Here is a 23,340-nt window from a genome sequence, read left to right on the forward strand (position 1 = left end):
GCCTGCGTGGCTTGCAGCGCCCCGGTCGCGCCTTGGCTCTGGCCGACCAGCGCGGCCATCTCGGCGCGGTTGCTGTCGATATTGCCGACCGCGCCTGCCTGCACGCGCATGGCGTCCTGCAAGCCGCCGACCGTGTTCTCCCAGCGGCCGCGCGCATCGGCGACCAGTTGGGCGTCGGTCGCCGAAAGCGAGACATTTCCATATTGCTGCTGGAACGCTTGGTCGATCTGCCCGACCTCGAACGCGATGTTCTGCGCTTGGCCGAGAAGCTGCTGCGTGCGCTGGACGTTCTGCTGGAGCTGCTGGAGCGACGAATACGGCAGGCTCGCCAGATTACGAGCCTGATTGATAAGCATCTGCGCCTCGTTCTGGAGGCTGGTGATCTGGTTATTGATCTGCTCCAGCGTGCGGGCGGCCGTAAGCACGTTCTGCGCATAGTTGCTCGGGTCATAGACGATGCGGCCGAAGCCGAATTGCGCATGGGCCGGGCTTGCCAGCATGGGCGAAAGTGCGACCGGCACGGCGAGCGCCAGCGCGAGGGCCGAGGCCCCGATGGTCTTGGAATAGGTCATGGAAGAATCTCCTGTGCAGGGTGGGTATCGAGCCGGGCCGGCGCGGCGGATTCCGGCCGGTCGGCAAGATTGGTGAGGTTCGGGATCAACTCGGCCGCCCAATCGACGCCGCGCTCGCGCAGCCATGCGGCGAGGAAGCCGTCGCGGCCGGCCTCAGTGACGATCTGCGCAATGAGGGTCTGGTCGGATTTGGCCGATGCGGCGCAGAGCGCGAGGCCGACTTCGGACAGGCCAAGCTCGAACAGGCGATTGCCGCGCCGCGACTGGCAGTAGTATTCGCGTTTCGGCGTCGCGCGGGCGACGAGCTCGATCTGCCGGTCATTCAACCCGAACCGCCTGTAGATCGCGGTAATCTGCGGCTCGATGGCGCGCTCGTTCGGCAGCAGGAGCCGCGTCGGGCAGCTCTCGATGATGGCCGGCGCGATGTTGCTGCCGTCAATGTCGGACAGGCTTTGCGTGGCGAAGATGACGCTGGCGTTTTTCTTGCGCAGCGTTTTCAGCCACTCGCGGAGCTGGCCGGCGAATCCCTCGTCGTCGAGCGCAAGCCAGCCCTCGTCGATGATGAGCAGCGTTGGGCGGCCGTCGAGCCGGTCGCCGATGCGATGGAACAGATAGGCGAGCACGGCCGGGGCCGCGCCGGTCCCGACAAGGCCCTCGATCTCGAACGCCTGCACGTCCGCCGAGCCGAGATGTTCCGCCTCGGCGTCGAGCAGCCGGCCATAGGCACCGCCGACGCAGAACGGGCGCAATGCCTGCTTCAAGTCGTTCGACTGGAGCAGAACGGCAAGGCCGGTTATGGTGCGTTCCTCGACCGGCGCGGACGCCAGCGAAGTCAGCGCCGTCCAAAGATGCTCCTTCACCTCTGGCGTGATGGCGATGCCTTCGCGCATGAGGATGGCGGCGATCCAGTCGCCAGCCCATGCCCGTTCATAGGTATCGTGGATGCGGGCAAGCGGCTGGAGCGAAACCGATGCCTCGGCTCCTTCTGTGAGGCTGCCGCCCAAATCGTGCCAATCCCCGCCCATGGCGAGCGACGCGGCGCGGATGCTGCCGCCGAAATCGAAGGCGAACACCTGCGATCCTGCATAGCGCCGGAACTGCAAGGCCATGAGGGCGAGCAACACGCTCTTGCCTGCGCCCGTGGGGCCGACGACAAGGGTGTGGCCTACGTCGCCGACATGAAGGGAAAACCGGAACGGGGTTGAGCCTTCGGTCCTAGCGTAAAGCAATGGAGCGTCGCCGAAATGCTCGTCCCGTTCCGGCCCCGCCCACACCGCCGAAAGCGGAATCATGTGGGCGAGATTCAAAGTGCTGATGGGCGGCTGGCGGACATTCGCGTAGGCGTGTCCGGGCAGGCTGCCGAGCCATGCGTCAACCGCGTTGACCGTCTCGGCCATGGCGGTGAAGTCGCGGCCCTGAACGATCTTCTCGACCAGGCGCAGCTTCTCGTCGGCAAGGCGCGGGTCGGCATCCCAAACGGTGACGGTCGCGGTGACGTAGGCCATGCCCGCCACGTCCGCCCCAAGTTCCTGCAAGGCCATATCGGCGTCGAGCGCCTTGTTCGCCGCGTCGGTGTCCACAAGGGCGGACGCCTCGTTGGTCATCACCTCTTTCAAGATCGCGGCGACGCTCTTGCGCTTGGCGAACCATTGGCGGCGGATGCGGGTCAGCAGCCGGGTCGCATCGGTCTTGTCGAGCAGGATCGCGCGCGTGCTCCAGCGATATGGAAACGGCAGCCGGTTCATTTCGTCGAGCAGGCCCGGCGTCGTCGCGGTCGGGAATCCCACGATGGTCAGGACGCGCAGATGCGCGTCGCCAAGGCGCGGCTCCAGCCCGCCGGTCAACGGCTGGTCGGCAAGCAGCGCGTCGAGGTGCATCGGCACCTCGGGCACGCGCACGCGATGGCGGTTGGTCGAGATGGTGGAATGGAGATAGGTCAGCGTCGCGCCGTCATCCATCCAACGGCACTCGGGCATGAAGCCGTCGAGCAAGGCCAGCACGCGGTCGGTGCGGTCGATGAAGCCGCGCAGTAGCTCCCACGGGTCCACGCCGGTTTTCTCCCGGCCCTCATAGAGCCATGTTTCGGCGCGGGCGGCTTCCTCGGCCGGGGGCAGCCAGAGGAAGGTGAGGAAGTAGCCGGACACGAAATGCGCGCCCGCTTCCTCGAACCCGGCTTTCCGCTCGGCATCGACCAGCGCCGACGCGGCGTCGGGAAAGGTGCTGTCAGGATAGGTCGCGGCGTCGCTGCGTTGCGCCTCGACGAAGATGCTCCAGCCGGAGCCGAGACGGCGGACGGCGTTGTTGATCCGGCCGGCGACGGCGACCAGCTCGGCCGCGACGGCGGAATCCAGATCGGGACCGCGAAACTTCGCGGTGCGCTGGAATGAGCCGTCCTTGTTCAAGACGACGCCCGAGCCGACCAATGCCGCCCATGGGAGATAGTCGGCGAGCCGGGATGCGGTGCGGTGGTATTCTGCAAGGTTCATCATGGCCGCGCCCTCACACTGCAAGGTTCGCGGGGATGCGCAGATGCCGCCGCCCGACCTCGACGAATTGGGGATCGCGCTTCGCCGCCCACACGGCCGCGAAATGGCCGATGGCCCATAGCGCGAGGCCGACCAGCCAGAGGCGCAGGCCGAGGCCCACGGCCCCGGCCAGCGTTCCGTTCATGATGGCGATGGAGCGCGGTGCGCCACCGAGCAGGATATGCTCGGTCAGCGCCCGGTGGACCGGGACCGTGAAGCCCGGCACCGCGTCGAGCTGTTCGAGGCCGCCCGCCATCAAACGAGCGCCCCGCCGCCGAACGAGAAGAACGACAGGAAGAACGAGCTGGCCGCAAAGGCGATGGACAGGCCGAACACGATCTGGATCAGGCGACGGAAGCCGCCGCTGGTATCACCGAACGCGAGGGTCAGGCCGGTGACGATGATGATGATGACGGCGATGATCTTGGCGACCGGCCCCTCAATCGACTGGAGGATTTGCTGCAAGGGCTGTTCCCACGGCATCGACGAACCGGACGCATGGGCGGCCGGGGCGAGCATGAGACTGATGGCAAGGGCGGATGCGGCGGTCGCGGCGAAGCGATAGCCGCGCGAAATCGTGCGGATCATGAAGATTCTCCTGTGCTGGTGGGGATTGCCGAAGGGATGGGATGCGTGATGCGGTAATCGCCGTCCGGCCCAAGCCCTTCGACGCGGGCAAGCTCGGCCAGCCGGCGCGCGGAACCGCGCCCGGACAGGACGGCAACAAGGTCGATAGTCTCGGCGATCAGGGCGCGCGGGACGGTGACGACAGCCTCTTGGATGAGCTGTTCAAGGCGACGGAGTGCGCCGATGCCGGTGCCTGCGTGGATGGTGCCGATGCCGCCCGGATGGCCGGTGCCCCACGCTTTCAGAAGGTCGAGGGCTTCCGATCCGCGCACTTCGCCGATGGGGATGCGATCCGGGCGCAGGCGCAGCGAGGAACGGACCAGATCGGAAAGCGTCGCCACGCCGTCTTTCGTCCGCATGGCGACAAGGTTGGGCGCGGCACATTGCAGCTCGCGCGTGTCTTCGATGATGACGACGCGATCCTGCGTCTTCGCCACCTCGGCGAGCAGCGCGTTGGTCAGGGTGGTCTTGCCGGTGCTGGTGCCGCCCGCCACTAAGATATTGGCGCGGGATGCGACGGCTTCGCGCAGCGTTTCCGCCTGATCGGCGGACATGATGCCCGCCGCCACATAGTCGTCGAGCGTGAACACCGCGACGGCGGGCTTGCGGATGGCGAAGGTGGGGGCGGCGACCACGGGCGGCAGCAGGCCCTCGAACCTCTCGCCACTCTCCGGCAGCTCGGCCGAGACGCGCGGGCTGCGGGCATGAACCTCCGCACCGACATGATGCGCCACCAGCCGCACGATGCGTTCGCCATCGGCGGCGGACAGCCGCTCGCCCGTGTCGGACAGCCCTTCGGACAGGCGGTCGATCCATAACCGCCCGTCCGGGTTCAGCATCACCTCGACCACGGCCGGGTCTTCGAGCAGGCGGGCGATGGCGGGGCCGAGGGCCGTGCGCAACATGCGTGCGCCGCGCTGGATTGCTTCCTGTCTGTGATGGTTGGTCGTCATGTCAGCCCCGATCTCTGGCAGGGCGCAACAGACGGTCCCCGCAACGGGGTCGATTAAGAAAGCCCGGAATCGGGCCGGTTCAACAAGTATCTAGCTGTGTGCGGTGATCGGCGGCGAACGGCGGTAAATAGGACGGGTCCGAATACTTACTCTTGATCGCCGTTGGGCTGTTCCTCGTCTTGCAACGGCTCGTCGTGAAGTGAGTCGAGGTCGCGCGAAATCTCTTTGAGGAACCTGTCGCCCGTCGCCAGACGCCGGCCGAGATTCTGCATGAAGCTCTCGAAGCGTTCCGCGCCCTTTGTGCGGGCAGCGGATTGCGCGGCTCCCGTAAGCGGCGGCGTGAGTGTCATCCAGAAATGGATGAACTGTGCGACCGTCTCGCCGAGGACGGCAAGGTCCATGTCGAGCGTGTCGATCTGGCGGCCGAGCTTGTCCAGACGGCGCGACATGGCGGCTTCAAGCTGGTCGGCGGAATCGCCGGACAGATAAGACATGACCGCCGCCTCCACGATGGCGGATTTTGAGACAGTGCGGCGCAGCGCCTGCGAGCGGCGCGACGCCAACGACTCGATCTGCGGGATGAGCGCGGGGTCGAAATAGAGATTCAGGCGGGTTCGGGTGGTCATGGCGTGTCCTTACAGTTCCATTCCGTCATCGGGGTTCATGGCGACCTGCCGCGCCACCATCCTCATGCGCTGGCGCATGGCGCGGGCCTTGGCCGCGTCAACGTCCGGCTCGTCGTCCAGAAACTCGAACTCCTGTTCGGGGGATGGCGGCGGGGCGACGATTTCCTCTTGGCTTGGCAATTCCGGTTCGCGGCGGATGCCGGCATTGGCCGGATCGCCCTCGGCCGCGTCTGCGGCGTCGGTCGCGGAACGGCTTTCCGCCGCGACCACGCGGCCGGACCAGTCATCGGCGGATGGGCTGGGCGCCAGCGGTGCGGCGACCAGATCGGGCGGGGTCAGGATGCGTTCCTGAAACCGCGCGTCCTCGAAATACCGGGCCTTGGTGGCGCGGATCGGCGGCGTGCCCGCGACCATGACGATTTCGTCGGTCGGCGGTAGCTGCATGATTTCTCCGGGCGTGAGCAGCGGCCGGGCCGTCTCCTGCCGCGATACCATCAAATGCCCGAGCCACGGGGCCAGTCTGTGCCCGGCGTAGTTGGTGGAATCGCGCAGCTCGGTCGCGGTGCCGAGCGCGTCGCTCACTCTTTTCGCGGTGCGCTCGTCGTTGGTGGCAAAGCTGACGCGGACATGGCAATTGTCGAGGATCGCGTTGTTCGGCCCATAGGCGCGCTCGATCTGATTGAGGCTCTGTGCGATCAGGAAGCCTTTGAGGCCGTAGCCCGCCATGAAGGCCAAGGCGGACTCGAAAAAGTCCAACCTGCCCAATGCCGGAAACTCGTCGAGCATGAGCAGCAGCCGATGGCGCTTGGCCGATGTGGTCAATTCCTCGGTCAACCGCCTGCCGATCTGGTTGAGGATCAGGCGGATGAGCGGCTTGGTGCGATTTATGTCGGACGGCGGCACGACCAGATAGAGCGTGACGGGCTGGCCGCTGCCGACCAGATCGGCAATGCGCCAGTCGCAACGTGCGGTGACGCGCGCTACCACGGGATCGCGATAGAGGCCGAGAAAGGACATGGCGGTGCTCAACACGCCCGACCGTTCGTTCTCGGACTTGTTCAACAGCTCGCGGGCCGACGATGCGATGACGGGATGAACGCCCGCCTCGCCGAGATGCGGCGTGTCCATCATGGCGCGCAAGGTTGCCTCAACCGGGCGGCGCGGGTCGGACAGGAAGTTGGCGACGCCCGCCAACGTCTTGTCCTTCTCCGCATAGAGAACATGCAGGATTGCGCCGACCAGCAGGCTGTGGCTGGTCTTTTCCCAATGATTGCGCTTGTCGAGGCTGCCTTCGGGATCGACCAGAATATCCGCGATATTCTGCACGTCCCTGACTTCCCATTCCCCTTGCCTGACCTCCAGCAACGGGTTGTAGGCGGACGATCTGGCATTGGTCGGATCAAACAGCAGGACGCGACCATGCTTCGCGCGAAAGCCCGCTGTCAGAGTCCAGTTCTCGCCTTTTATGTCGTGGACGATGGCGGATGCGGGCCACGTCAGCAGCGTAGGCACCACCAGCCCGACACCTTTGCCGCTGCGCGTCGGGGCGAAGCATAGGACATGCTCGGGGCCGTCATGGCGCAGATAGTTCCTGTCGTATCGGCCGAGCACGACGCCATCGGGGTCGAGCAGTCCGGCATTGCGGATTTCCTGATCCTCGGCCCATCGTGCCGATCCGTAGGTGGCGACGTTGCGCGCCTCCCGTGCCCGGATGATCGACATGAAGATGGCGGCGGCAATGGCGATGAAGCCGCCGGACGTGGCGATGATCGCGCCCTCGACAAAGATCGTGGGCGCATAGGCGTCGAACGAAAACCACCACCAGAAGAAGGCCGGGGGATAGTAGATCGGCAGCCCCACCAGCTCGAACCACGGTGCTCCAAGCTGCGGCTGGAAGCCGAGGCGGAACGCCGTCCATTGCGTCGCCGCCCACGTCATCACCAGAACGATGGTGAAGACGACAGCGATCTGACCCCAAAGGATTCGGCCTCCGCGCAATGCAGGCTCCAGTCGGTAAAAGAGACGGAGCCGATCAGAGAGTAGGCAAAATCGGGACGGGCAACAGGAAAGAGGATGCCGGAGGGCTGCCGGATACTATCGGCGGCAAATAGGACGGGTTGCCTTCACCGACACCCAGCCGGGTGATCGCCGCTGCGCAACTGGCCGGGCGAATCGCCGAAACGCCTTATATTGTTTGCAAGGTTGAGCAGGTTTTTCAACGCGGCGCTGCGGCTGAATGGCGACCAGACGGCGGTAAAGGCAACCGGCTCTGGCTCATCGGCAAAGGGCAGGAAGACGATGCCGGTAGTCGGCAGTAGCGCCGTGGCTGCTCCGACGATGGTGATGCCGAAGCCCTGTCCAACCATAGATAACAGCGTGCCTCGCCCTACATCGAAACGCTGGATCGACGGCGAAGGCCAGCGCCCGGCCGAGCGCAGGACGATATGGTCGTGAACCTGCGGGCCGGTGCCACCATGACGCACAAGGAACGTTTCGCCCGTCAGATCGGCCCAAGTAATTGCCTGCTGTCCAGCAAGGCAATGCCCCTCCGGCAATACGGCCATCAATGTTTCGGTCCATATGCGCCGGGAATGGCAGTCCGGCAGTTCGGGCGCACCCGCTACGAACGCCACGTCCAGTTGGTTGGCGCGAAGCTGCATGACCGCTTCGCGTGCCGTGCCTTCGGCAATCTCAACCTCGATGCCGGGATGGCCTTCCCGATACTGCCCGATCAGTTCGGCGGGGAAGCTGCCCGGAATCAGGGCATGGATACCGATACGCAAGCGGCCGCATTCTCCCGCCGCCGCCATGCCGGCCGTCTTTACCGCATGGTCCAGTTGATCGACGCCGGCCGCGATCCGCTCGACGAAGTGGTGTCCGGCCTCGGTCAGTCGGACGCCGCGCGCGTGACGCTCGAACAGGAGGATGCCAAGGTCCTCTTCCAGCGCCTTCACGCGGGCGCTGACGCTGGATTGCGCCACGCCGAGCGCATTGGCCGCGTGGCGGAAGTTCAGATATTCGGCGACGGCAAGCGTCTGGATCAGCGATGCGAGGGGGATACGCGATCCGAGCGTGGTCGGCACGCCCCATGGGCAACCATTCATCGTTGCTGATCGCCGCCGTCGCATCGCTCAAATGCCACTACAGTGCTTCATTGCGCGCCGCAGCGGAAGCAGTTGCTTGGCTTCCTTAGAATGACGCATGGATTGCCCCCTCCCTCTATGTCGCCTGCTACGCACAAGTTACTTGCATGATGGAAGTTACACGATTATGGATGTGTCATGCAACGAACAAGCTTTCTGTCATTCGAGTGTCCCGCAGCCCGAGCGCTGGAAAGCGTCGGTGACTGGTGGAGCATCTTGATCCTGCGAGACGCCTTCCAAGGGCTTGGAAAATTCGATGAATTCGAGAAAAACCTCGGAATTTCTGCAAACATTTTGGCGAGGCGGTTGAAGCATCTTACGGCGGAAGGACTGTTTGAAAGGCAACGATACAATGATCATCCGCCTCGATTTGAATACGTCCTTACCGACAAGGGGCGAGATTTCTATCCAGTCGCAATCGCCCTGTTCGCATGGGGGAACCGGAACCTTGCGCCCAATGAGATAGCCATGCGGCTCGGCGACAGGGAAACCGGTAGGGAACGAAACGCCATCATGGTCGATGCGAATACTGGAGAAAAAATCACTCCTGAAAACACCGTTCTTCTAGCAGGCCCAGCGGCAACAGAGGAAACGATGCGCGTAATAAACCGCGTGAAGCGAATAAGCTCAGAAAAAGAAACGGAATAATCCAATGCGCCGAATTGTTGTAACCGGCATGGGTTTAATTGGCCCTCTTGGTTCTGGCATTGAAATAAGCTGGAAAAGACTCCTTGACGGGAAATCGGGAATTAGGAGTTTGCCCGATGAAATCTCCAACGATCTGCCGGTGAAAATCGGGGGAATCGTTCCTAGCCAGATTGAAGATTCCGAAGCCGGTTTCGATCCCGATTTGATCGTTGACGCAAAGGATCAACGAAAAATGGATCGCTTCATTCTGTTTGCACTTGCGGCCGCGAAGGAGGCTCTTGAAACGGCGGGATGGCATCCCACGAGCGACTACGAACGTGAGCGCACGGCGACAATTATCGCCTCTGGTATAGGCGGGTTTCCTGCAATCGCTTCGGCAGTTCGCATAACGGATACACGGGGAGCACGGAGGCTCTCACCCTTTACCGTGCCATCGTTCCTCGCCAACCTCGCGGCAGGACAGGCTACCATTAGGTATGGATTTACAGGCCCAATTGGCACGCCTGTAACCGCCTGCGCTGCCAGCGTTCAGGCCATCGGCGACGCCGCGCGGCTGATACGCTCCAACGAGGCGGATATCGCTCTGTGCGGCGGAGCAGAAGCTTGTATTGACAAGGTTAGTCTCGGGGCATTTGCCGCCGCGCGAGCACTATCCACCGGCTACAATACTACCCCGGAACTGGCGTCGAGGCCGTTCGACACCGAGCGCGATGGTTTCGTAATGTCTGAAGGGGCGGGTCTGATCGTCATAGAAGAATTAGAACATGCCCTCGCTCGGGGTGCCAAGCCCATAGCGGAATTGGTGGGATACGGCACAAGCGCCGATGCACATCATATGACTGCCGGTCCAGAGGACGGCCGAGGCGCGGCCCGTGCGATGGAAATTGCACTCCACAGTGCTGGGTTGAAACCAATCGATATTCAACATTTGAACGCACATTCCACCTCCACCCCCGTAGGAGATCGAGGAGAAATTGCCGCGATAAAATCCGTGTTCGGCAATCATGATGTGGTTGTAAGCGCCACGAAATCGGCTACGGGGCACCTACTTGGTGCCGCAGGCGGTATTGAGGCAATCTTCACGGTGCTCGCTTTGCGCGATCAAATTGCTCCCCCAACGAGAAATTTAGAAACCCCCGATCCTGTTGCCGCTGGTATCGACCTCGTTCGCCAATCTGCGCGGCCCATTCTCATGGAACATGCCATTTCCAACGGATTCGGCTTTGGCGGTGTTAATGCAAGTGTCGCTTTCCGGCGATGGCAGTAACAGTCCCGGACTGTGCTTCCGCAAACACTTCGGTTCGCTATAACGCTTTTGAGAGGAAGGTCGAATAGAGCATTGATCCTATAGCGCCGGTCCTATCTGCCCGCGCAGACCTCGCTGCTGAGCTGGCGGTTGATGACCGGCCGCCACGGGACAAGGGTGCATTTATGGCTCTTTTCAACCACAGCGAACTGGCTGCTGGATAATTGTACGGTGCCGGTGGACTTGTCGCTCACGCCTTCGCTATCCGTGGTAGTATCGAACGGTAGTCCATGCATATCTTCCGGCCCATGTCGTTGGCGAGGCTGAGTAGGTTGCGAAGCGCCGCGCTGCGATTGGACGGCGACCAGACAGCCGAGAAGGCGACCGGCTCCGGCTCGTCGGCGAAGGGCAAAAAGACAATGCCGTTTGTCGGCAACAGCGCCGTGGCCGCGCCGACGATGGTGATGCCAAAGCCCTGTCCGACCAAAGACAAAAGGGTGCCACGCCCCACGTCGAAGCGCACGATCGACGGCGCAGGCCAGCGCTCGGCATGGCGTAGCACGATATGGCTATGAACCTGCGGTCCAGTGCCGCCATGCCGGACAAGGAACGTCTCGCCTGCCAAATCGGGCCATGTGACGGCTGACCGCTTGGCGAGCGGATGCCGTTCCGGTAGCACCGCCAAGAGCGGTTCGGTCCATGTGCGACGGGAATGGCAGTCGGGTGGTTGGGGCGTGCCCGCGACGAACGCCACGTCCAACCTGCCGGCGCGAAGCTGCACCACCGCTTCACGGGCCGGGCCTTCGGCGATCTCGACTTCAACATCGGGGTAATCCTTGCGGTATTGGCCGATCAGCTTTGCGAGGAAGCTATGCGGAATCAGGGCATGGATACCGATACGAAGCCGGCCGCTTTCTCCGGCTGCCGCCATGCCGGCGGTTTTCACCGCATGGTCGAGTTGGTCAATACCTACGGCTATCCGCTCGACGAAATGGCGTCCGGCCTCGGTCAGCCGAACGCCGCGCGCATGACGCTCGAACAAGAGGATGCCGAGGTCTTCTTCCAGTGCCTTCACGCGGGCGCTGACGCTGGACTGTGCAACGCCGAGCGCATTGGCGGCGTGACGGAAGTTGAGATATTCGGCGACAGCGAGAGTGTGAACTAAGGTCATCATTGGAACTCGCCCCGAAAGGAGATGATTGCTCAACAGATTTAATCCGTCATTTCTCCTAAGTCTACGCATGCCAATTCACCATGACTAAATCACAATGAAGTTGCGGATGGTCTGCGTAGTATTGGCAGACATATTAAATATAGGATCGCGCCGACAATCCAAACCCAACCGTTCCATGCTCCGGCGGTGGCAGAATAGAGTGCTGTGAAGCCAAGCGGTCCTGCGATAGAGCTTAGATTGGTAAGGCTCGTTAGCGTTCCCTGCAAAGCCCCTTGCTTGTTACTGCTGACATTGTTTGAGAGCATTGCCTGCAAGGCCGGCATGCCAACACCCCCGGCGGCAAGCAGCAACAGAATCGGGAACACCATCCATCCCTGCGTGGCAAAAGCCAGAAGAACGAAGCCAGTCGCATCCGCAGCCATGCCAAACAGTAGCGTGCGCCGCTCTCCAAGCCGGCTTGAAAGCGGGCCGGTAACAAACGCTTGGAAGATCGCATGTGTTGCCCCAAACGCCGCGAGCGACAAACCAACGGTCGCGGTGTTCCACTGAAAACGGTCCTCGCCATATATAACCCATAGGGCCGCAGGCACCTGACCGATCAGTTGAATAATGAAGAAAACGGCGAAAAGAGCAGTCAACCCACGCAACACATCGTCCAGCCGGAATAGAACAAATGGTTGGATACGAACCGGCTTTCCGGTCTTGCCATGACCGCGACGGGTCTCCCTGAGGAAAATGCAGGCAAGCAGGAACGCGAACCCGTTGAGAAGGGCGGCGGCGATAAATGGGGCATGAGCAGAGATACCACCGAGCATGCCACCAAGTGCTGGCCCGGCAATCATGCCCGCCCCATAACAGGCCCCCATGTAGCCGAACCAGCGTGCGCGAGAACCTTCCCCCGTCGAATCGGCAATGGTTGAGGCAGCTACAGCTCCGGTTGCGCCCGTGATGCCGGAGACGAGTCGGCCGATATAGAGCACCCATAAGACCGGCGCTGATGCCATAATCGCGTAATCGACTGCGGCTCCCGCAAGGGAAGCCAGAAGCACCGGACGCCGACCGTAAGAATCCGAAAGCTGTCCAAGCACGGGTGCGAAGACGACCTGCATCAACGCATAGAGCGACAGCAAGGCACCATAGTGACCGGCGACCTGCTCTGCTGGCACAAGCTCACGCAGAAGCATCGGAAGGACGGGCATGATGAGGCCGAGACCCATGGCGTCGAGCCCCACGATCAGCAGGGCAATGATGGCAGAGCTGCGCACCTGAAACTCCAGCGTCGCTCAATGCGAGCGACTTTATCAACGATAAGGATATGGACATAGAACTTATCGGTGATAAATTGTCAAGCACTGGCGAAGGAACGTGAATGACCAAACTGGACAAGGGCACCGTGATCGCGGCAGCGCTGGAGCTGTTGAACGAGGTTGGCATGGACAGCCTGACGACGCGGAAGCTCGCTGAACGTCTCAAGGTTCAGCAGCCTGCGCTTTACTGGCATTTCCAGAACAAGCGAGCGCTGCTTGACGCATTGGCGGAGGCGATGCTGGCGGAACGCCACACCCGCTCACTACCCGAAGGCGATGAGGACTGGCGGGTGTTCCTGAAAGAGAACGCCCTGAGCTTCAGAACGGCGTTGCTCTCTTATCGCGACGGCGCGCGTATCCATGCTGGCACTCGACCGGCAGAACCGAATTTTGGCACCGCCGAGACGCAAATACGCTTTCTCTGCTCGGCGGGCTTTGGTCCGAAGCGCGCCGTTTGGGCGCTCCGGGCGGTTAGTCACTATGTGGTCGGTTCCGTTCTCGAGCAGCAGGCATCTGATGCCGATGAGAGAGTTCCGGACAGGCCAGATGTGTCCGAGCAAGCACCGTCGTCCTTCCTGCACGATCTGTTTCACGAGTTGGAAACAGACGGCATGGATGCTGCGTTCAACTTCGGACTCGACAGCCTCATCGCTGGTTTCGAGCGGCTGCGTTCATCTACAACAGATTAGAGGCTTAGCCCCAACCCCCGCTGCCTCCCTAACTGCCACGACACCGAACCGCCCTGCACGATGCCCATAACCTTGCGGCCGAGCTGGCGGTCGATGACCGGCCGCCACGGGACAAGCGTGAACTCATGGGATTTCTCGACCACGGCGAACTTGCCGCTCGATAGCTGGACGGTGCCGGTGAACTTGCCGCTGATGTTCTCGCCATCTGTGACGGCACGGAACGGCAGCCCTTTGCTTTCCACCATCTCCGCACCGACGCGGGCAACCTCCCGCTCGCGCAGCGTGGCGAGAAGGCTGCGTCGGTAGAACACGCGGCCGTCCCGCGCTCGGCTGGCGTCGCCCTGTTCGATGTGATGCTCGCGGCGCTGGTCCATCGCCTCGCGCACCTGCTGGCCGAAGCCGGCCGGCGCAAGGTCGGCCGTTTCGCCATGGACCAATCGCCGGTCCAGCCATGTCGCGCCATCCGAACCGATCTGCCTTTGCAGATCAACCGGGGAAAGGACGCGAACGCTGGCCTGCCGGTCACGGCCGGCGTCATAGGCGGCGGCGCGGCTGACCAGATCATCGGGGATGCGCCATTGGTCTGCGTCGATCCTTTCGACGATCCCGGCGCGGCGCAATGCCTCCAGTCGCCGGACATGGGCATCGACATAGCCCTCATAGTCACCGCCCGGAACGCGGCCCTCGAACTTCGCCTGCTCCAGATGACGGCTCGGCCGGTAGATGCCGTTCTCAGCCATGGCCGTGATGGTGCGGTCAGACGGCCGGGCTGCCGCTTCGGCCGGGCCGATCTCTATGATACTGCCAATGCGGGCATCCTCCAGCCGCTCGGGCGCGATGCCGGCGATGTGGTGCGTCCGCCCGTCGATCCCGTCCACTACGATTGTCAGGTCCTCGCCCAACTCGTCGGACAGATGCTTGTCCACGACGCGGCCAAAAATGGACGTCTCGGGCGCTCCGTCATGCATTTGGAAGCTCATGGGATCGCGCTCGCCTCCCTGCGGGCCGAGCGCCTTCTGCATGGTGCGGATAATGTCGCCGCGCTCGCCCAGCTCGCGCAGGGCCGGCTCCATGTTCTTGCTCAATTCCCAAATGGCGGGCGCGTGCTCGGTCGCCAGCCCCATCTTCTCCAGCTTGCCGAGCCGGCGCAGGCGTAGCGTCCGCTCGAACTGCCGCCTCGGCTCTGCCGGTTCATGGCGCAGGTCGAGGAAACGGGCGTCGGCTTCCTCGGCCATGGCGCGGTCGATCCGGGTCAAGCGGTCTTGGTCAATTTCGGCGGACAGCTTGCGGGTCTGCTCGATCTCGGTGACGGGGCCGAGTTCCAGACTGGCAAGCTCGCTGGCGCGCTCGCGCAGGCCCGCCGAAAGGTAGTCGCCGTTGATGACTAGATCCCCGCCCGTGTCGTCGCGGCCATTGACGACGATATGCACATGGGGATGGCCGGTGTTGTAGTGATTGACGGCAACCCAATCGAGTTTTGTGCCAAGGTCCGCTTCCACCTGCTTCATGAAATCGCGGGTGTAGGCCGTGAGGTCCGACAGCTCCGCGCCATCCTCGGGCGAGACGATGAATCTGAATTGGTGGCGGTCGTCCTTGCCGCGATCAAGGAAGGCGTCGCCATCCGCGCGGTCCTCGGTTCCCGAATAGAGCTGGCCGCGCTCGCCATCGAGTGACGTGCCGTCGCGCTGGACATAGCGCAGATGCGCGCGGGCGCGGCCGCCCTTCCATGCGGCTCGGACGCTGCGCTGCTTGACGATCACGCGGCGGCTGCCCGGCTGGCGATGATGCCAGTGGCCGGAGATATTCCGGGCGCGCACGAAGCTCGCGCCCCGGCCGCGCTTCACGCCCTTGCCGCTGGCGACCACGGCACGGGACCGGCCCGGCGATGACGGGCGGGCGGATGACGGCATGGAAGGATCGCGGGAGGCCGCTGCCTGATGCTGCCGGGCGATCTTCTTGACCTGCGTGAAAAAGCTCTTGGTCTTGCCCGCCTTCGGCGTGTCGGATCGGATGCGACCGGGCTTCGGACGGAAGCGGTTTTCGTCGTCGGCGCTCAAGGGCGCGACTCCAGCCCAAACCGCCGAAAACAGGCCGATATGGGCCAATGGTGCCGCTCGAAACCCTGCAAAGCCAAGGCTTTGCGCAAAATCACGGCACGCGGCCCCTCAAAACCATGGTGCCGGAACCGGCCACCTAACCAGTGTGCAGACAACAATAATTTCCAGAAGCGGCCCGATATGGTGCCGTCTTCTTTAATCTTGCCCTCCGCCCTTTCTGTCTTTTCTGCCCTTCCTGCCAAGAATCCAGCCGGGCGCAAACCTGCCCGACCGGATGTCGAAACCAGCGTCGCCGAGCGCGGGAACGCCGCCTTCATGGTGTTCCTCCGTCGCTGGCGCTCGCCACGAAAATGCTGTTTTCTAGCGACTCTGCATCGGCGGGATCGCGCGCCGGAACGGTCGCGCGGGCATCGCCGGATTGTGCCCCAGATGGCGGCGCGGCGAAAGCACGCGCGTCGCCCGAACGCATGACGAACAACGGGGCCTCGCGCCAATCGGGCAGCGGTGGCGGTGCCGATGACGGCGGTTCGGTTGCAGCCGCGCCGCCAAGGATCGGCGCGACCGCGGCGACATAGGCCCGCGTCTCGGCCGGCAGAGTGCGGCCGGTCGCAAGGTATTCGTCGTAGCGGCCGGGACCGGCATTGTAGGCCGCCAACATAGCCGCGACATTGCCGTAGCGGTCGAACATTTCGCGTAGGTAGGCCGTGCCCGCCATGATGTTGTGGCGCGGGTGGTAGGGATCACGGCCGAGACCGTAGCGACCACGTAGCTCGGCCCATGTCGCGGGCATGACCTGCATCAATCCCATAGCCCCGGCCGACGAAATCGCGCGCACATCGCCCGCACTCTCGGCGCGCAGCACGGCACGAATCCAGCGCTCGGGGATGCCGAAACGCTGCGACGCCTCCGCGATGTGGGCCGCAAAAGGATGGGCGGCGACCGGGCGTTCGACGGGCGCGGATTGCGCGACAGCGACGCCCGATCCGGCGCAGAGGGAAAGCGCGCCGGCCAGTATCAGGACGGCATAATGCCATGCTGTCCTGTTTCCGCTTCGCCGCCAGCCTGCCAGCGTGCTCGCTGCGGTCAAGGGCAAGGCGCGAGCGCCGGCCGATGGCCGCCCCTGACCTTCGCTGCGCGCGCCGGCCGTCTGGTCGCCGAGCGGGACGAAGGGATGAGACGGCTTTTCCGCGAACAAAGGGATGCCGATCTTTGACCGGATGGCGGGCCGGACGCGCGCGGCCGTCATTCCTCGTCCTCGATCTTCCGGAGGTGCTTCCAACGCAGGGTCCAGACCGAAGGATCGTCGTTGGACTGGAACAGCTTGGCGCGGATCGGGAACGGAAAGATCGGTCCCTCCAATCGCATCGACACGAAGTCGCCAGCGTTCTCGCTGGAGTCTTTCCATGCGGGGCCTGCGTCCGGCCCGTCCTCGCTGTCGAGGCGCAGGCGGTAATCGGGCGCGTTCTTCACGTCGCTGGGCTTGGCCGGGACGATGAACAGCTTTTCGTGGAGGCCGAACGAATGAAGCTCTCCCGCATAGCCGGTTTCGGTGCGGGTGAAGGTGCCTATCTCTGCCATGGGGAATCTCCTGCGGTTGGTTTTCGGGGGGTGATTTCAGTGGGTCGGCGCGCGCCACTCGTAGCGGCCGACGCCTTCCTCATCGGTCCAGAGCGGGACCGCTCGGCCGATGACGGAAGCTGCGGGGATGGGTCCGAAATACCGGCCGTCGAGGCTGTCGCGGACTTCCCAATTCATGAGGAAAAGCTGGCCGTCGCCGATGACGCGGCAGCCCTGCCAGATGGGCAGATCGCGGCCGAGGCTGTCGCGCTCCAGCGCCTCGCCCATCTCGATCCTGTCAACCGTGATGGTGCGGCCGGCGCGGCAAACCTGCTGCCCCGGCAGACCCAAGACGCGCTTCAAGAGCGGGACGCCTCGCGCGATATAGCCGCGCTCGACCATGAAGCCGGCGAGCGGTTCGGGCGGCATGACGGCGACCAGCTCGGGCACGTCGATCCGGTCGGCCGGCTCGATGGTGTAGAACCCGACCGGCGCGCTGGCGGTGGCGTTCCATATGAGTTTCGTCGGCGTCTCGACGGCGCTTGCGGCGGCGATGCCGATGACAGCGAGCACCGTCACCGTGAGGGTGCGGCGGCGCGTCATGGGTCGATCCTTCGGCGATGAAGCCAAGCGGCATGTCGCTCGGGCGTGTAGGCGTGCGGCTCCAGATTGGCGGACAAACGGTTGTGGACGTGCCGCCAGTGATCCGGCGAGGCATCGGCCGGATCGAGGCCGAGTGCATCCACGGCGTCGATGGCTGCAAGCGCGCGCTGCACCTTGGGCCAGCCGTCGAGGCGCAAGAGGATTTCGCCGCCGGGTCGAACGAACGGCAATGTCTGGAACGGCTCGCCGCGACAGATGGCGCGCACAATGTCGATGCGCGAAACGACAGTGCCGTGCTCGCCTTTCGCCCATCGCACGAAGGCAAAGACGCTGCCCGGCGCGAAGCCGACGACGCTGCGGCGGCGGTCGATGATCTGCTCGTAGCTCTTGCGGCCGAAGCGTATCCAGTGCTCGACCTTGCGTTTCTCGAAGGTCAACTCGACCAATGTTGTGAAGGGCGCAGGCCCGTCCGGCAGCGGACGGCCGTGCGCGCTGCGGTGGGCGCGACGGGTCATTGTTCGTCTCCGGTGATGTGCTGGGGGCTGCGCGGGCGCAGCGCGTCGAGCGCGGCCGTCATGGCTCGCCCCTTCGGGCAGAACCGGCACCACGCTTCGCGTGCGCGCGCGTCAAAGAAAAAGAGTTAGATTCTCTGTTAGATAAGTTAGCGGTCGGATTCCGCGTTTCAGGCCAAAGCGTTAGCTGCGGTTCGTGCGCCTGATGTGCCGATAGTGCTGCGCCTGATGTGCCGATACCTCGTGCGCCTGATCTGCCGATGGCATTAACAGGGTTATCAACAGTGCCTGTTGACAGGCTTTCGGGGCAGATGCGCAGCAGCTCGCGGCCGTCTTCCCGCTCGATCTGGAGCAGGTAGCCGGGGAGCTGCTGGCGGGCCGCGATCCGGCGCAGGTCGAGCGCGAAGTCGGACGGCCGCGCGAGGCTGCCGGATTTCTGATGAAGGTGCGCGACCTCGAAAATCCAGCCATGGTGCTGGTGCCCGGCGTGCTTTCTGGCGACGCGGTAAAGCCATCGCTCGATGCCGCCAGTCAGCCGGAAATAGGCCGGGTCGATGGTCAGGACCAGCGAACGGTCGATGACGCTGTTGTAGAACCATTCGGGCAGGACGAACTCCATGCCCTCGACGCGGCCGGCGCGCGTCGTCATTTCCTCCCACTCGTTGATCCATGAGAATTGCCGGCGACGCCAATGCGGGCCGTTGCGAATGGTGGTGGCTATGACGGTCGATTGCAGCCGCGCCAGCGCGGCTTTCAGAAGCCGGTATTGGTGATTGCCGGTCGGCCGCCCGATGGCGCGCAACAGATGGTAAGGCGTGAACCGGACGAAGCGCGACGTGGTGAGGCCGTCATTCTCGGCCGCGACGATCTGCGAGGCCGCCCATATCAGCACATCGGCGTCCCAAATGGTCGCCATCCCATGCTCGGGCATCCCGAACACCTGCACCTCTATGTCGGCGGCCTTGTAGAGAATTGGCTTTGTGCGCGGCGTCTTCGCCAGTGAGAAGAACGGCCGTTCCATCAAGTCGCGCTGATCGCGCGGCGGCGCGTCGCCCGTGGGGACCACGAAGGGGTCTAGGCGGCTGCGTTCGCTGACCTCGGTCGGCTGTGCGGGGGCATGATCGTCCTCGCGCAGCATCTAGCAGTCGCCCCGTTCTTCGGGCGTAAGCGGACGCGCCGGAAAGACGGTGCCGGCGGTTTTGTCGCGGGTGGATTTGCGCTCGCCCGCCGCGCTCCAGTCTTCCAGATCGCGGACGGTGTAGAGGACGCGCCCGCCGACCTTGCGATAGGTCGGCCCGGTGCCATAGGTGCGATGCTTCTCAAGGGTGCGGATGGATATGCCGAGGAAGCGGGCGGCTTCCTTGGTGCGCAGCAGGCGCGGCGGCAGGCCCGCAAGCGGGTTGGGCATGGATAACCTCCAGTCGGGAATGGGCTGCCGGGGGCGGCAGCGGACTGTGGCGAACCATGGCGAGGGATCGGCGGCGCGTAGCGTGCCGCATTTGCGCCTATGCGCTGACGGCACCCCCCTTCGGGGCGGTGCGCCGTCAATAGATGAGGGATTTTAGCGGCTCGTTGCCTGCCCCGCCGAATAGGCAAAGACATTCGCGCGCAGCTCGGCTAAGATTGTGGGTGGAGCAGACGCGCTGCTCTGGGGCGTAGTAACCCCTCACGGATGGCCGGTGCCAGCCAGAACGGCACCAACTCCTTGACCTATGGTCGGGGAGCCTGTGGCGTATACAACAGGCTTTCCGAGCTAAAGGCCATGGGGCCGTTTCGTGACGGTTACTAACTCCCCGATCACCAAGAGTCAGAGAGAATCGTTTGCGGGGGCGCACCGCAGACAAGCTCTTTCGGATACGGGGAATGACTATGCGGGTTCCTGTCGAACTCGATCCCGATGTGGACGACGAAGCGCCGACCGGCGACACCATTACCGTCTATGATGAACGGCACCACGTCACCTATTGGCGTCTTCTCGACGCAAACGCAGAGGGCGCGGACTGGAAGGAAGTCGCGCGGATCGTGCTGCACCGCGATCCGCTCGGAGACGAATTTCGGACCTATCGTTGCTGGCAAAGCCATCTCGAACGCGCGCAATGGCTATCGCGTGAGGGCTATCGGAAGATTCTGGAGCAGGCGGCAGCCAACAAGGCGTGAGGCTATCTGCAACAGGCAGGCGCTCCGGCCTGCTGCGCACGATGCCTTGGCTTGCAGATCGCCGGGCGCGGGCTGAACTGCACAATCGCCCGGTCGCTTTTGATCTCGACGCCGGCCACATCATAGACCTGCATCGGATTGCCGGGACGGCTTACTTCCCAAGTCAATCGGGCGTCCCTGTCGAGTTGGACCCTGCTGCCGACCGTTCCCAAGATCGACTGGAACTTGGCGACGGTCATGGGCGCGCTGCGTTCGGTTGCCGGAATGTCCTCGACCTGTAACACGGTTTCCCGCCACGCATCGGGGTTGCCGCCGCAATCGAGCGTGATGAAGGAACCGGCCTTAACTTCGGTGACATGATAGCCGGCCTGCACCTGCCGCCCGTCGCCGTAGGCGAGGACAAGGGCCTTGTCGCCGTGCGCTTCCAAAGCATCGAGGAATGCCCCGAGGGAGGCGTCATCCTGAAAATCCGTCTTTAGGGGGCTGGCGTGAACGTTCATGTCCGTGTATCCATGTTTCAACGACTCTTGAGATATTGAGACGATCATGGATGAAAAGCAAGCCCTCTCCGCGTTCGCGGCGCTCTCGCAGGAAACCCGGCTGCGTATCGTGCGCCTGCTGGTCACGGCCGGGCCGGATGGGATGCCGGCCGGCGCAATCGGCGAAGCGATGGACGGCGCATCCTCGTCGCGCATGTCCTTCCACCTTAGCCACCTTGAACAATCCGGCCTCGTCGAGTCCCGCCGCGACGGCCGCTCGATCATCTACAGCGCCTCCTATCCGGCGCTGTCCGGTCTGCTCGAATTTCTCATGCGCGACTGCTGCCAAGGCCATCCGGCCGTGTGCAGCCCGGTCGTGAACAAGCTCGTCGCCTGTTGTGAACCCGCCAAGGACGCCACCCATGCTTGACCACACCGCACCCGAACGCATCTTCAATGTCCTGTTCCTCTGCACCGGCAATTCCGCCCGCTCGATCCTCGCCGAAAGCATCCTGAACAAGGATGGCGCGGGCCGCTTCCGCGCGTATTCGGCCGGAAGCCAGCCCAAGGGCGAAGTGAACCCGCTCGCCATCACGACGCTGGCGAACTTCGACTATCCCACCGAGGGCTTGCGCTCGAAGGCATGGGACGAATTTGCCGGGGCTGACGCTCCGGTCATGGATTTCGTGTTCACCGTTTGCGACAACGCGGCCGGCGAAACCTGTCCGGTCTGGCCGGGCCAGCCTATGACAGCGCATTGGGGGATCGAAGACCCTGCCGCCGTCGAAGGCCCGGAGATTGCCCGGCAAACGGCGTTCGTGGGCGCGTTCCGCTATCTCCGCAACCGGATCGGAGCTTTCGCGGCACTTCCCGTTTCCAGCCTCGACAAATCGACGCTGCGCACCCGCCTTGTCGAAATCGGCCAGTCCGAAGGCGCAAGCTCGCCGCGCGGCAGCGCGGCATGAGGCGAGACATGGATGTTATTATCTACCACAACCCCGATTGCGGCACGTCGCGGAATACCCTTGGTCTGATCCGTAACGCAGGTGTTGAGCCTCATATCATCGAATATCTGAAAACCCCGCCCTCGCGAGCGCTGCTCTCGCAGCTCATCGAGCGCGCCGGCCTGTCGGCCCGCTCGATCTTGCGGGAAATAGGAACACCCTATGCCGACCTCGCCCTTGCCGATCCTGAATTGACCGATGACGCCTTGCTCGACGCGATGATGGCGCACCCGATCCTGATTAATCGCCCTCTCGTCGTCAGCCCCAAAGGGGTGAAGCTCTGCCGACCATCCGAAGCGGTGCTTGATCTGTTGCCACTACAACGGGGCGAGTTCGTGAAAGAGGATGGCGGGCGGGTGATTGACGAACACGGCCGCCGCGTGGCGACGGCGTAAGGAAATCCCATGTCCACCTTTGAACGCTACCTCACCCTTTGGGTGGCCCTCTGCATCGTCGTCGGCATCGCCCTCGGGCATTGGTTTCCCGGCGCGTTTCATGCTGTCGGTGCTCTCGAAATTGCCAAGGTCAATCTGCCGGTCGCGGTGCTGATCTGGCTCATGGTCATTCCCATGCTGCTCAAGATCGACTTCGCCGCCCTCGGTGAAGTCGGCCGGCACTGGCGCGGCATCGGCGTGACGCTGTTCATCAATTGGGCGATCAAGCCCTTTTCCATGGCGCTGCTCGGCTGGCTGTTCATCGGCTGGCTGTTCCGGCCCCACCTGCCGGCCGATCAGATCGACAGCTATATCGCCGGCCTTATCATCCTCGCCGCCGCACCCTGCACGGCCATGGTGTTCGTCTGGTCCAATCTCACCAAGGGCGAGCCGCATTTCACGCTGAGTCAGGTCGCGCTCAACGACGCTATCATGGTGGTGGCTTTCGCGCCGATTGTCGGCCTGCTGCTTGGCCTGTCCGCCATCACCGTGCCGTGGGGAACGCTGGTCCTCTCGGTCGTGCTCTACATCGTCATTCCGGTGATCGTCGCGCAAATCGTCCGGCGACGGCTCCTTGCGACGGGCGGCGCTTCTGCGCTCGCCGCGCTGCTGGTGAAGCTCGGGCCGCTGTCGCTGGTGGCCCTGCTGGTGACGCTGGTGCTGCTATTCGGCTTCCAAGGCGAACAGATCATCGCGCAACCGCTCGTCATTGCCCTGCTGGCGGTCCCGATCCTGATTCAGGTCTATTTCAACTCGGGGCTGGCCTATCTGCTCAACCGGGCCGTGGGCGAACAGCATTGCGTTGCCGGTCCCTCGGCGCTGATCGGTGCATCCAACTTCTTCGAGCTGGCAGTTGCCGCCGCCATAAGCCTGTTCGGCTTCCATTCCGGGGCCGCGCTCGCAACCGTGGTCGGGGTGCTGATCGAGGTGCCGGTCATGCTCTCGGTCGTCTGGATCGTGAATCGCTCGAAAGGCTGGTATGAGCGCGGCAGCCGCCGCGCCGCTCCTGTAGAGGCGGAACGCTGAT

At 63.5% G+C, this 23,340-nt stretch carries 27 protein-coding genes and 2 pseudogenes; 8 read left to right on the forward strand and 21 right to left on the reverse strand.

Annotated elements, in window-relative coordinates; all coding sequences use genetic code 11:
• The 8 genes from trbJ to BLW83_RS00040 form a co-directional block, all read right to left on the reverse strand.
• Positions 1-572, reverse strand: a 572-nt coding sequence (trbJ, locus tag BLW83_RS00005) for a P-type conjugative transfer protein TrbJ (protein ID WP_090845744.1), incomplete at its 3' end; no start/stop codon positions are given.
• Entirely contained in the window at positions 569-3,061 is a 2,493-nt protein-coding gene (gene trbE / locus BLW83_RS00010; protein WP_090844082.1) for a conjugal transfer protein TrbE, read from the reverse strand. The genes trbE and trbJ, both read right to left, overlap by 4 nt.
• A 10-nt stretch (positions 3,062-3,071) precedes the next feature.
• Positions 3,072-3,353, reverse strand: coding sequence for a VirB3 family type IV secretion system protein (locus tag BLW83_RS00015; RefSeq protein WP_090844086.1), 282 nt, complete (start codon positions 3,351-3,353; stop codon positions 3,072-3,074).
• Positions 3,353-3,685: a TrbC/VirB2 family type IV secretion system protein gene (locus BLW83_RS00020; protein ID WP_035028993.1), complete on the reverse strand. Its 333-nt coding sequence runs from the start codon at positions 3,683-3,685 to the stop codon at positions 3,353-3,355. The genes BLW83_RS00015 and BLW83_RS00020 overlap by 1 nt, the downstream gene beginning before the upstream one ends.
• Positions 3,682-4,629 carry a P-type conjugative transfer ATPase TrbB gene (gene trbB / locus BLW83_RS00025; protein WP_425433927.1) on the reverse strand — a complete coding sequence of 316 codons (948 nt, stop codon included), beginning with the start codon at positions 4,627-4,629 and terminating at the stop codon, positions 3,682-3,684. The genes BLW83_RS00020 and trbB overlap by 4 nt, the downstream gene beginning before the upstream one ends.
• Positions 4,630-4,823: 194 nt before the next feature.
• Positions 4,824-5,303 (reverse strand): CopG family transcriptional regulator, encoded by a 480-nt coding sequence (locus tag BLW83_RS00030; RefSeq protein WP_090844093.1) that lies wholly within the window; start codon positions 5,301-5,303, stop codon positions 4,824-4,826.
• 9 nt (positions 5,304-5,312) lie between these two features.
• Positions 5,313-7,301: a conjugal transfer protein TraG gene (locus BLW83_RS00035; RefSeq protein WP_090844096.1), complete on the reverse strand. Its 1,989-nt coding sequence runs from the start codon at positions 7,299-7,301 to the stop codon at positions 5,313-5,315.
• A gap of 125 nt (positions 7,302-7,426) precedes the next feature.
• On the reverse strand, positions 7,427-8,386 hold the full coding sequence (locus tag BLW83_RS00040) for a LysR family transcriptional regulator (RefSeq protein WP_245728550.1): 960 nt from the start codon (positions 8,384-8,386) through the stop codon (positions 7,427-7,429).
• A 198-nt stretch (positions 8,387-8,584) separates the two neighbouring features.
• On the opposite strand from BLW83_RS00040, the gene BLW83_RS00045 reads away from it, so the two are divergent.
• Both BLW83_RS00045 and fabF read left to right on the forward strand, forming a co-directional pair.
• Positions 8,585-9,094 carry a winged helix-turn-helix transcriptional regulator gene (locus tag BLW83_RS00045; RefSeq protein ID WP_090844104.1) on the forward strand — a complete coding sequence of 170 codons (510 nt, stop codon included), beginning with the start codon at positions 8,585-8,587 and terminating at the stop codon, positions 9,092-9,094.
• A gap of 4 nt (positions 9,095-9,098) precedes the next feature.
• On the forward strand, positions 9,099-10,361 hold the full coding sequence (fabF, locus tag BLW83_RS00050) for a beta-ketoacyl-ACP synthase II (protein ID WP_090844107.1): 1,263 nt from the start codon (positions 9,099-9,101) through the stop codon (positions 10,359-10,361).
• A 107-nt stretch (positions 10,362-10,468) separates the two neighbouring features.
• Here the strand turns inward: fabF and BLW83_RS00055 are convergent.
• From BLW83_RS00055 to tet(G), 3 genes and pseudogenes are all read right to left on the reverse strand, one after another.
• Positions 10,469-10,654: pseudogene (locus BLW83_RS00055) on the reverse strand (DUF3363 domain-containing protein); the annotation flags it as partial.
• Positions 10,591-11,511 carry a LysR family transcriptional regulator gene (locus BLW83_RS00060; RefSeq protein WP_245728551.1) on the reverse strand — a complete coding sequence of 307 codons (921 nt, stop codon included), beginning with the start codon at positions 11,509-11,511 and terminating at the stop codon, positions 10,591-10,593. The gene BLW83_RS00060 and the pseudogene BLW83_RS00055, both read right to left, overlap by 64 nt.
• A 92-nt stretch (positions 11,512-11,603) precedes the next feature.
• Complete coding sequence (tet(G), locus tag BLW83_RS00065; protein ID WP_090844112.1) at positions 11,604-12,779, reverse strand: tetracycline efflux MFS transporter Tet(G); 1,176 nt, start codon at positions 12,777-12,779, stop codon at positions 11,604-11,606.
• Positions 12,780-12,883: 104 nt separating this feature from the next.
• On the opposite strand from tet(G), the gene tetR(G) reads away from it, so the two are divergent.
• The gene (gene tetR(G), locus BLW83_RS00070) at positions 12,884-13,510 is read left to right on the forward strand and encodes a tetracycline resistance transcriptional repressor TetR(G) (RefSeq protein WP_090844115.1); all 627 of its coding nucleotides are present in this window, start codon (positions 12,884-12,886) and stop codon (positions 13,508-13,510) included.
• On the opposite strand, the gene BLW83_RS16050 is transcribed toward tetR(G), so the two are convergent.
• The 9 genes and pseudogenes from BLW83_RS16050 to BLW83_RS00105 all read right to left on the reverse strand — a co-directional run bounded on the left by BLW83_RS16050 (position 13,507) and on the right by BLW83_RS00105 (position 19,647).
• On the reverse strand, positions 13,507-14,745 hold the full coding sequence (locus BLW83_RS16050; RefSeq protein ID WP_218139073.1) for a DUF3363 domain-containing protein: 1,239 nt from the start codon (positions 14,743-14,745) through the stop codon (positions 13,507-13,509). The two genes, tetR(G) and BLW83_RS16050, sit on opposite strands and share 4 nt — an antisense overlap.
• Positions 14,746-14,913: 168 nt before the next feature.
• Positions 14,914-15,420 (reverse strand): annotated as a pseudogene (locus tag BLW83_RS16055) (relaxase/mobilization nuclease domain-containing protein); the annotation flags it as partial.
• A gap of 143 nt (positions 15,421-15,563) precedes the next feature.
• The gene (locus tag BLW83_RS15320) at positions 15,564-15,884 is read right to left on the reverse strand and encodes a hypothetical protein (RefSeq protein WP_143042691.1); all 321 of its coding nucleotides are present in this window, start codon (positions 15,882-15,884) and stop codon (positions 15,564-15,566) included.
• Complete coding sequence (locus tag BLW83_RS00080; protein ID WP_090844118.1) at positions 15,881-16,813, reverse strand: lytic transglycosylase domain-containing protein; 933 nt, start codon at positions 16,811-16,813, stop codon at positions 15,881-15,883. The genes BLW83_RS15320 and BLW83_RS00080 overlap by 4 nt, the downstream gene beginning before the upstream one ends.
• Complete coding sequence (locus BLW83_RS00085) at positions 16,810-17,145, reverse strand: DUF736 domain-containing protein (RefSeq protein WP_090844121.1); 336 nt, start codon at positions 17,143-17,145, stop codon at positions 16,810-16,812. The genes BLW83_RS00080 and BLW83_RS00085 overlap by 4 nt, the downstream gene beginning before the upstream one ends.
• Positions 17,146-17,181: 36 nt before the next feature.
• Positions 17,182-17,727, reverse strand: coding sequence for a S26 family signal peptidase (locus BLW83_RS00090; protein WP_090844124.1), 546 nt, complete (start codon positions 17,725-17,727; stop codon positions 17,182-17,184).
• Entirely contained in the window at positions 17,724-18,242 is a 519-nt protein-coding gene (locus BLW83_RS00095; RefSeq protein ID WP_090844127.1) for a DUF2840 domain-containing protein, read from the reverse strand. The genes BLW83_RS00090 and BLW83_RS00095 overlap by 4 nt, the downstream gene beginning before the upstream one ends.
• A 58-nt stretch (positions 18,243-18,300) precedes the next feature.
• Positions 18,301-19,377, reverse strand: coding sequence for a replication initiator protein A (locus BLW83_RS00100; RefSeq protein ID WP_090844130.1), 1,077 nt, complete (start codon positions 19,375-19,377; stop codon positions 18,301-18,303).
• Positions 19,378-19,647, reverse strand: a complete 270-nt coding sequence (locus BLW83_RS00105) for a helix-turn-helix transcriptional regulator (protein WP_018426335.1) — start codon at positions 19,645-19,647, stop codon at positions 19,378-19,380.
• Between the two features lie 455 nt (positions 19,648-20,102).
• On the opposite strand from BLW83_RS00105, the gene BLW83_RS00110 reads away from it, so the two are divergent.
• Entirely contained in the window at positions 20,103-20,396 is a 294-nt protein-coding gene (locus BLW83_RS00110) for a DUF2285 domain-containing protein (protein WP_425433915.1), read from the forward strand.
• 2 nt (positions 20,397-20,398) lie between these two features.
• Here BLW83_RS00110 and BLW83_RS00115 read toward each other — a convergent pair whose 3' ends face one another.
• Positions 20,399-20,896 carry a DUF6428 family protein gene (locus tag BLW83_RS00115; protein ID WP_090844136.1) on the reverse strand — a complete coding sequence of 166 codons (498 nt, stop codon included), beginning with the start codon at positions 20,894-20,896 and terminating at the stop codon, positions 20,399-20,401.
• 46 nt (positions 20,897-20,942) lie between these two features.
• Between BLW83_RS00115 and BLW83_RS00120 the strand changes: the two genes are divergently transcribed.
• The 4 genes from BLW83_RS00120 to arsB are packed head-to-tail and all read left to right on the forward strand — an operon-like array spanning position 20,943 to position 23,339.
• Positions 20,943-21,305, forward strand: coding sequence for an ArsR/SmtB family transcription factor (locus BLW83_RS00120; RefSeq protein ID WP_090844139.1), 363 nt, complete (start codon positions 20,943-20,945; stop codon positions 21,303-21,305).
• Positions 21,298-21,840, forward strand: coding sequence for an arsenate reductase ArsC (locus tag BLW83_RS00125; RefSeq protein WP_090844142.1), 543 nt, complete (start codon positions 21,298-21,300; stop codon positions 21,838-21,840). The genes BLW83_RS00120 and BLW83_RS00125 overlap by 8 nt, the downstream gene beginning before the upstream one ends.
• Positions 21,841-21,848: 8 nt before the next feature.
• Complete coding sequence (gene arsC, locus BLW83_RS00130) at positions 21,849-22,274, forward strand: arsenate reductase (glutaredoxin) (protein ID WP_090845748.1); 426 nt, start codon at positions 21,849-21,851, stop codon at positions 22,272-22,274.
• Between the two features lie 9 nt (positions 22,275-22,283).
• Entirely contained in the window at positions 22,284-23,339 is a 1,056-nt protein-coding gene (gene arsB / locus BLW83_RS00135; RefSeq protein ID WP_090844146.1) for an ACR3 family arsenite efflux transporter, read from the forward strand.
• The last annotated feature ends 1 nt before the right edge of the window (position 23,340 follow it).

It is taken from the genome of Paracoccus alkenifer, from assembly GCF_900108405.1.
GTDB classification, from domain to species: Bacteria; Pseudomonadota; Alphaproteobacteria; order Rhodobacterales; family Rhodobacteraceae; genus Paracoccus; species Paracoccus alkenifer.

What these genes read in the sequence shown, in the direction of transcription:
- BLW83_RS16050 (WP_218139073.1), bottom strand. Translation starts at nt 14,745, where the DNA reads ATGGCCGAGGAAGCCGACGCCCGTTTCCTCGACCTGCGCCATGAACCG.
- BLW83_RS00015 (WP_090844086.1), bottom strand. Translation starts at nt 3,353, where the DNA reads ATGGCGGGCGGCCTCGAACAGCTCGACGCGGTGCCGGGCTTCACGGTC.
- BLW83_RS00120 (WP_090844139.1), top strand. Translation starts at nt 20,943, where the DNA reads ATGGATGAAAAGCAAGCCCTCTCCGCGTTCGCGGCGCTCTCGCAGGAA.
- BLW83_RS00105 (WP_018426335.1), bottom strand. Translation starts at nt 19,647, where the DNA reads ATGCCCAACCCGCTTGCGGGCCTGCCGCCGCGCCTGCTGCGCACCAAG.
- BLW83_RS15320 (WP_143042691.1), bottom strand. Translation starts at nt 15,884, where the DNA reads ATGAAGGCGGCGTTCCCGCGCTCGGCGACGCTGGTTTCGACATCCGGT.
- BLW83_RS00020 (WP_035028993.1), bottom strand. Translation starts at nt 3,685, where the DNA reads ATGATCCGCACGATTTCGCGCGGCTATCGCTTCGCCGCGACCGCCGCA.
- BLW83_RS00060 (WP_245728551.1), bottom strand. Translation starts at nt 11,511, where the DNA reads ATGACCTTAGTTCACACTCTCGCTGTCGCCGAATATCTCAACTTCCGT.
- BLW83_RS00045 (WP_090844104.1), top strand. Translation starts at nt 8,585, where the DNA reads ATGCAACGAACAAGCTTTCTGTCATTCGAGTGTCCCGCAGCCCGAGCG.
- fabF (WP_090844107.1), top strand. Translation starts at nt 9,099, where the DNA reads ATGCGCCGAATTGTTGTAACCGGCATGGGTTTAATTGGCCCTCTTGGT.
- BLW83_RS00085 (WP_090844121.1), bottom strand. Translation starts at nt 17,145, where the DNA reads ATGGCAGAGATAGGCACCTTCACCCGCACCGAAACCGGCTATGCGGGA.
- BLW83_RS00100 (WP_090844130.1), bottom strand. Translation starts at nt 19,377, where the DNA reads ATGCTGCGCGAGGACGATCATGCCCCCGCACAGCCGACCGAGGTCAGC.
- BLW83_RS00090 (WP_090844124.1), bottom strand. Translation starts at nt 17,727, where the DNA reads ATGACGCGCCGCCGCACCCTCACGGTGACGGTGCTCGCTGTCATCGGC.
- BLW83_RS00110 (WP_425433915.1), top strand. Translation starts at nt 20,103, where the DNA reads ATGACTATGCGGGTTCCTGTCGAACTCGATCCCGATGTGGACGACGAA.
- BLW83_RS00095 (WP_090844127.1), bottom strand. Translation starts at nt 18,242, where the DNA reads ATGACCCGTCGCGCCCACCGCAGCGCGCACGGCCGTCCGCTGCCGGAC.
- BLW83_RS00030 (WP_090844093.1), bottom strand. Translation starts at nt 5,303, where the DNA reads ATGACCACCCGAACCCGCCTGAATCTCTATTTCGACCCCGCGCTCATC.
- BLW83_RS00125 (WP_090844142.1), top strand. Translation starts at nt 21,298, where the DNA reads ATGCTTGACCACACCGCACCCGAACGCATCTTCAATGTCCTGTTCCTC.
- BLW83_RS00115 (WP_090844136.1), bottom strand. Translation starts at nt 20,896, where the DNA reads ATGAACGTTCACGCCAGCCCCCTAAAGACGGATTTTCAGGATGACGCC.
- arsB (WP_090844146.1), top strand. Translation starts at nt 22,284, where the DNA reads ATGTCCACCTTTGAACGCTACCTCACCCTTTGGGTGGCCCTCTGCATC.
- BLW83_RS00080 (WP_090844118.1), bottom strand. Translation starts at nt 16,813, where the DNA reads ATGACGGCCGCGCGCGTCCGGCCCGCCATCCGGTCAAAGATCGGCATC.
- trbB (WP_425433927.1), bottom strand. Translation starts at nt 4,629, where the DNA reads ATGTTGCGCACGGCCCTCGGCCCCGCCATCGCCCGCCTGCTCGAAGAC.
- trbE (WP_090844082.1), bottom strand. Translation starts at nt 3,061, where the DNA reads ATGATGAACCTTGCAGAATACCACCGCACCGCATCCCGGCTCGCCGAC.
- arsC (WP_090845748.1), top strand. Translation starts at nt 21,849, where the DNA reads ATGGATGTTATTATCTACCACAACCCCGATTGCGGCACGTCGCGGAAT.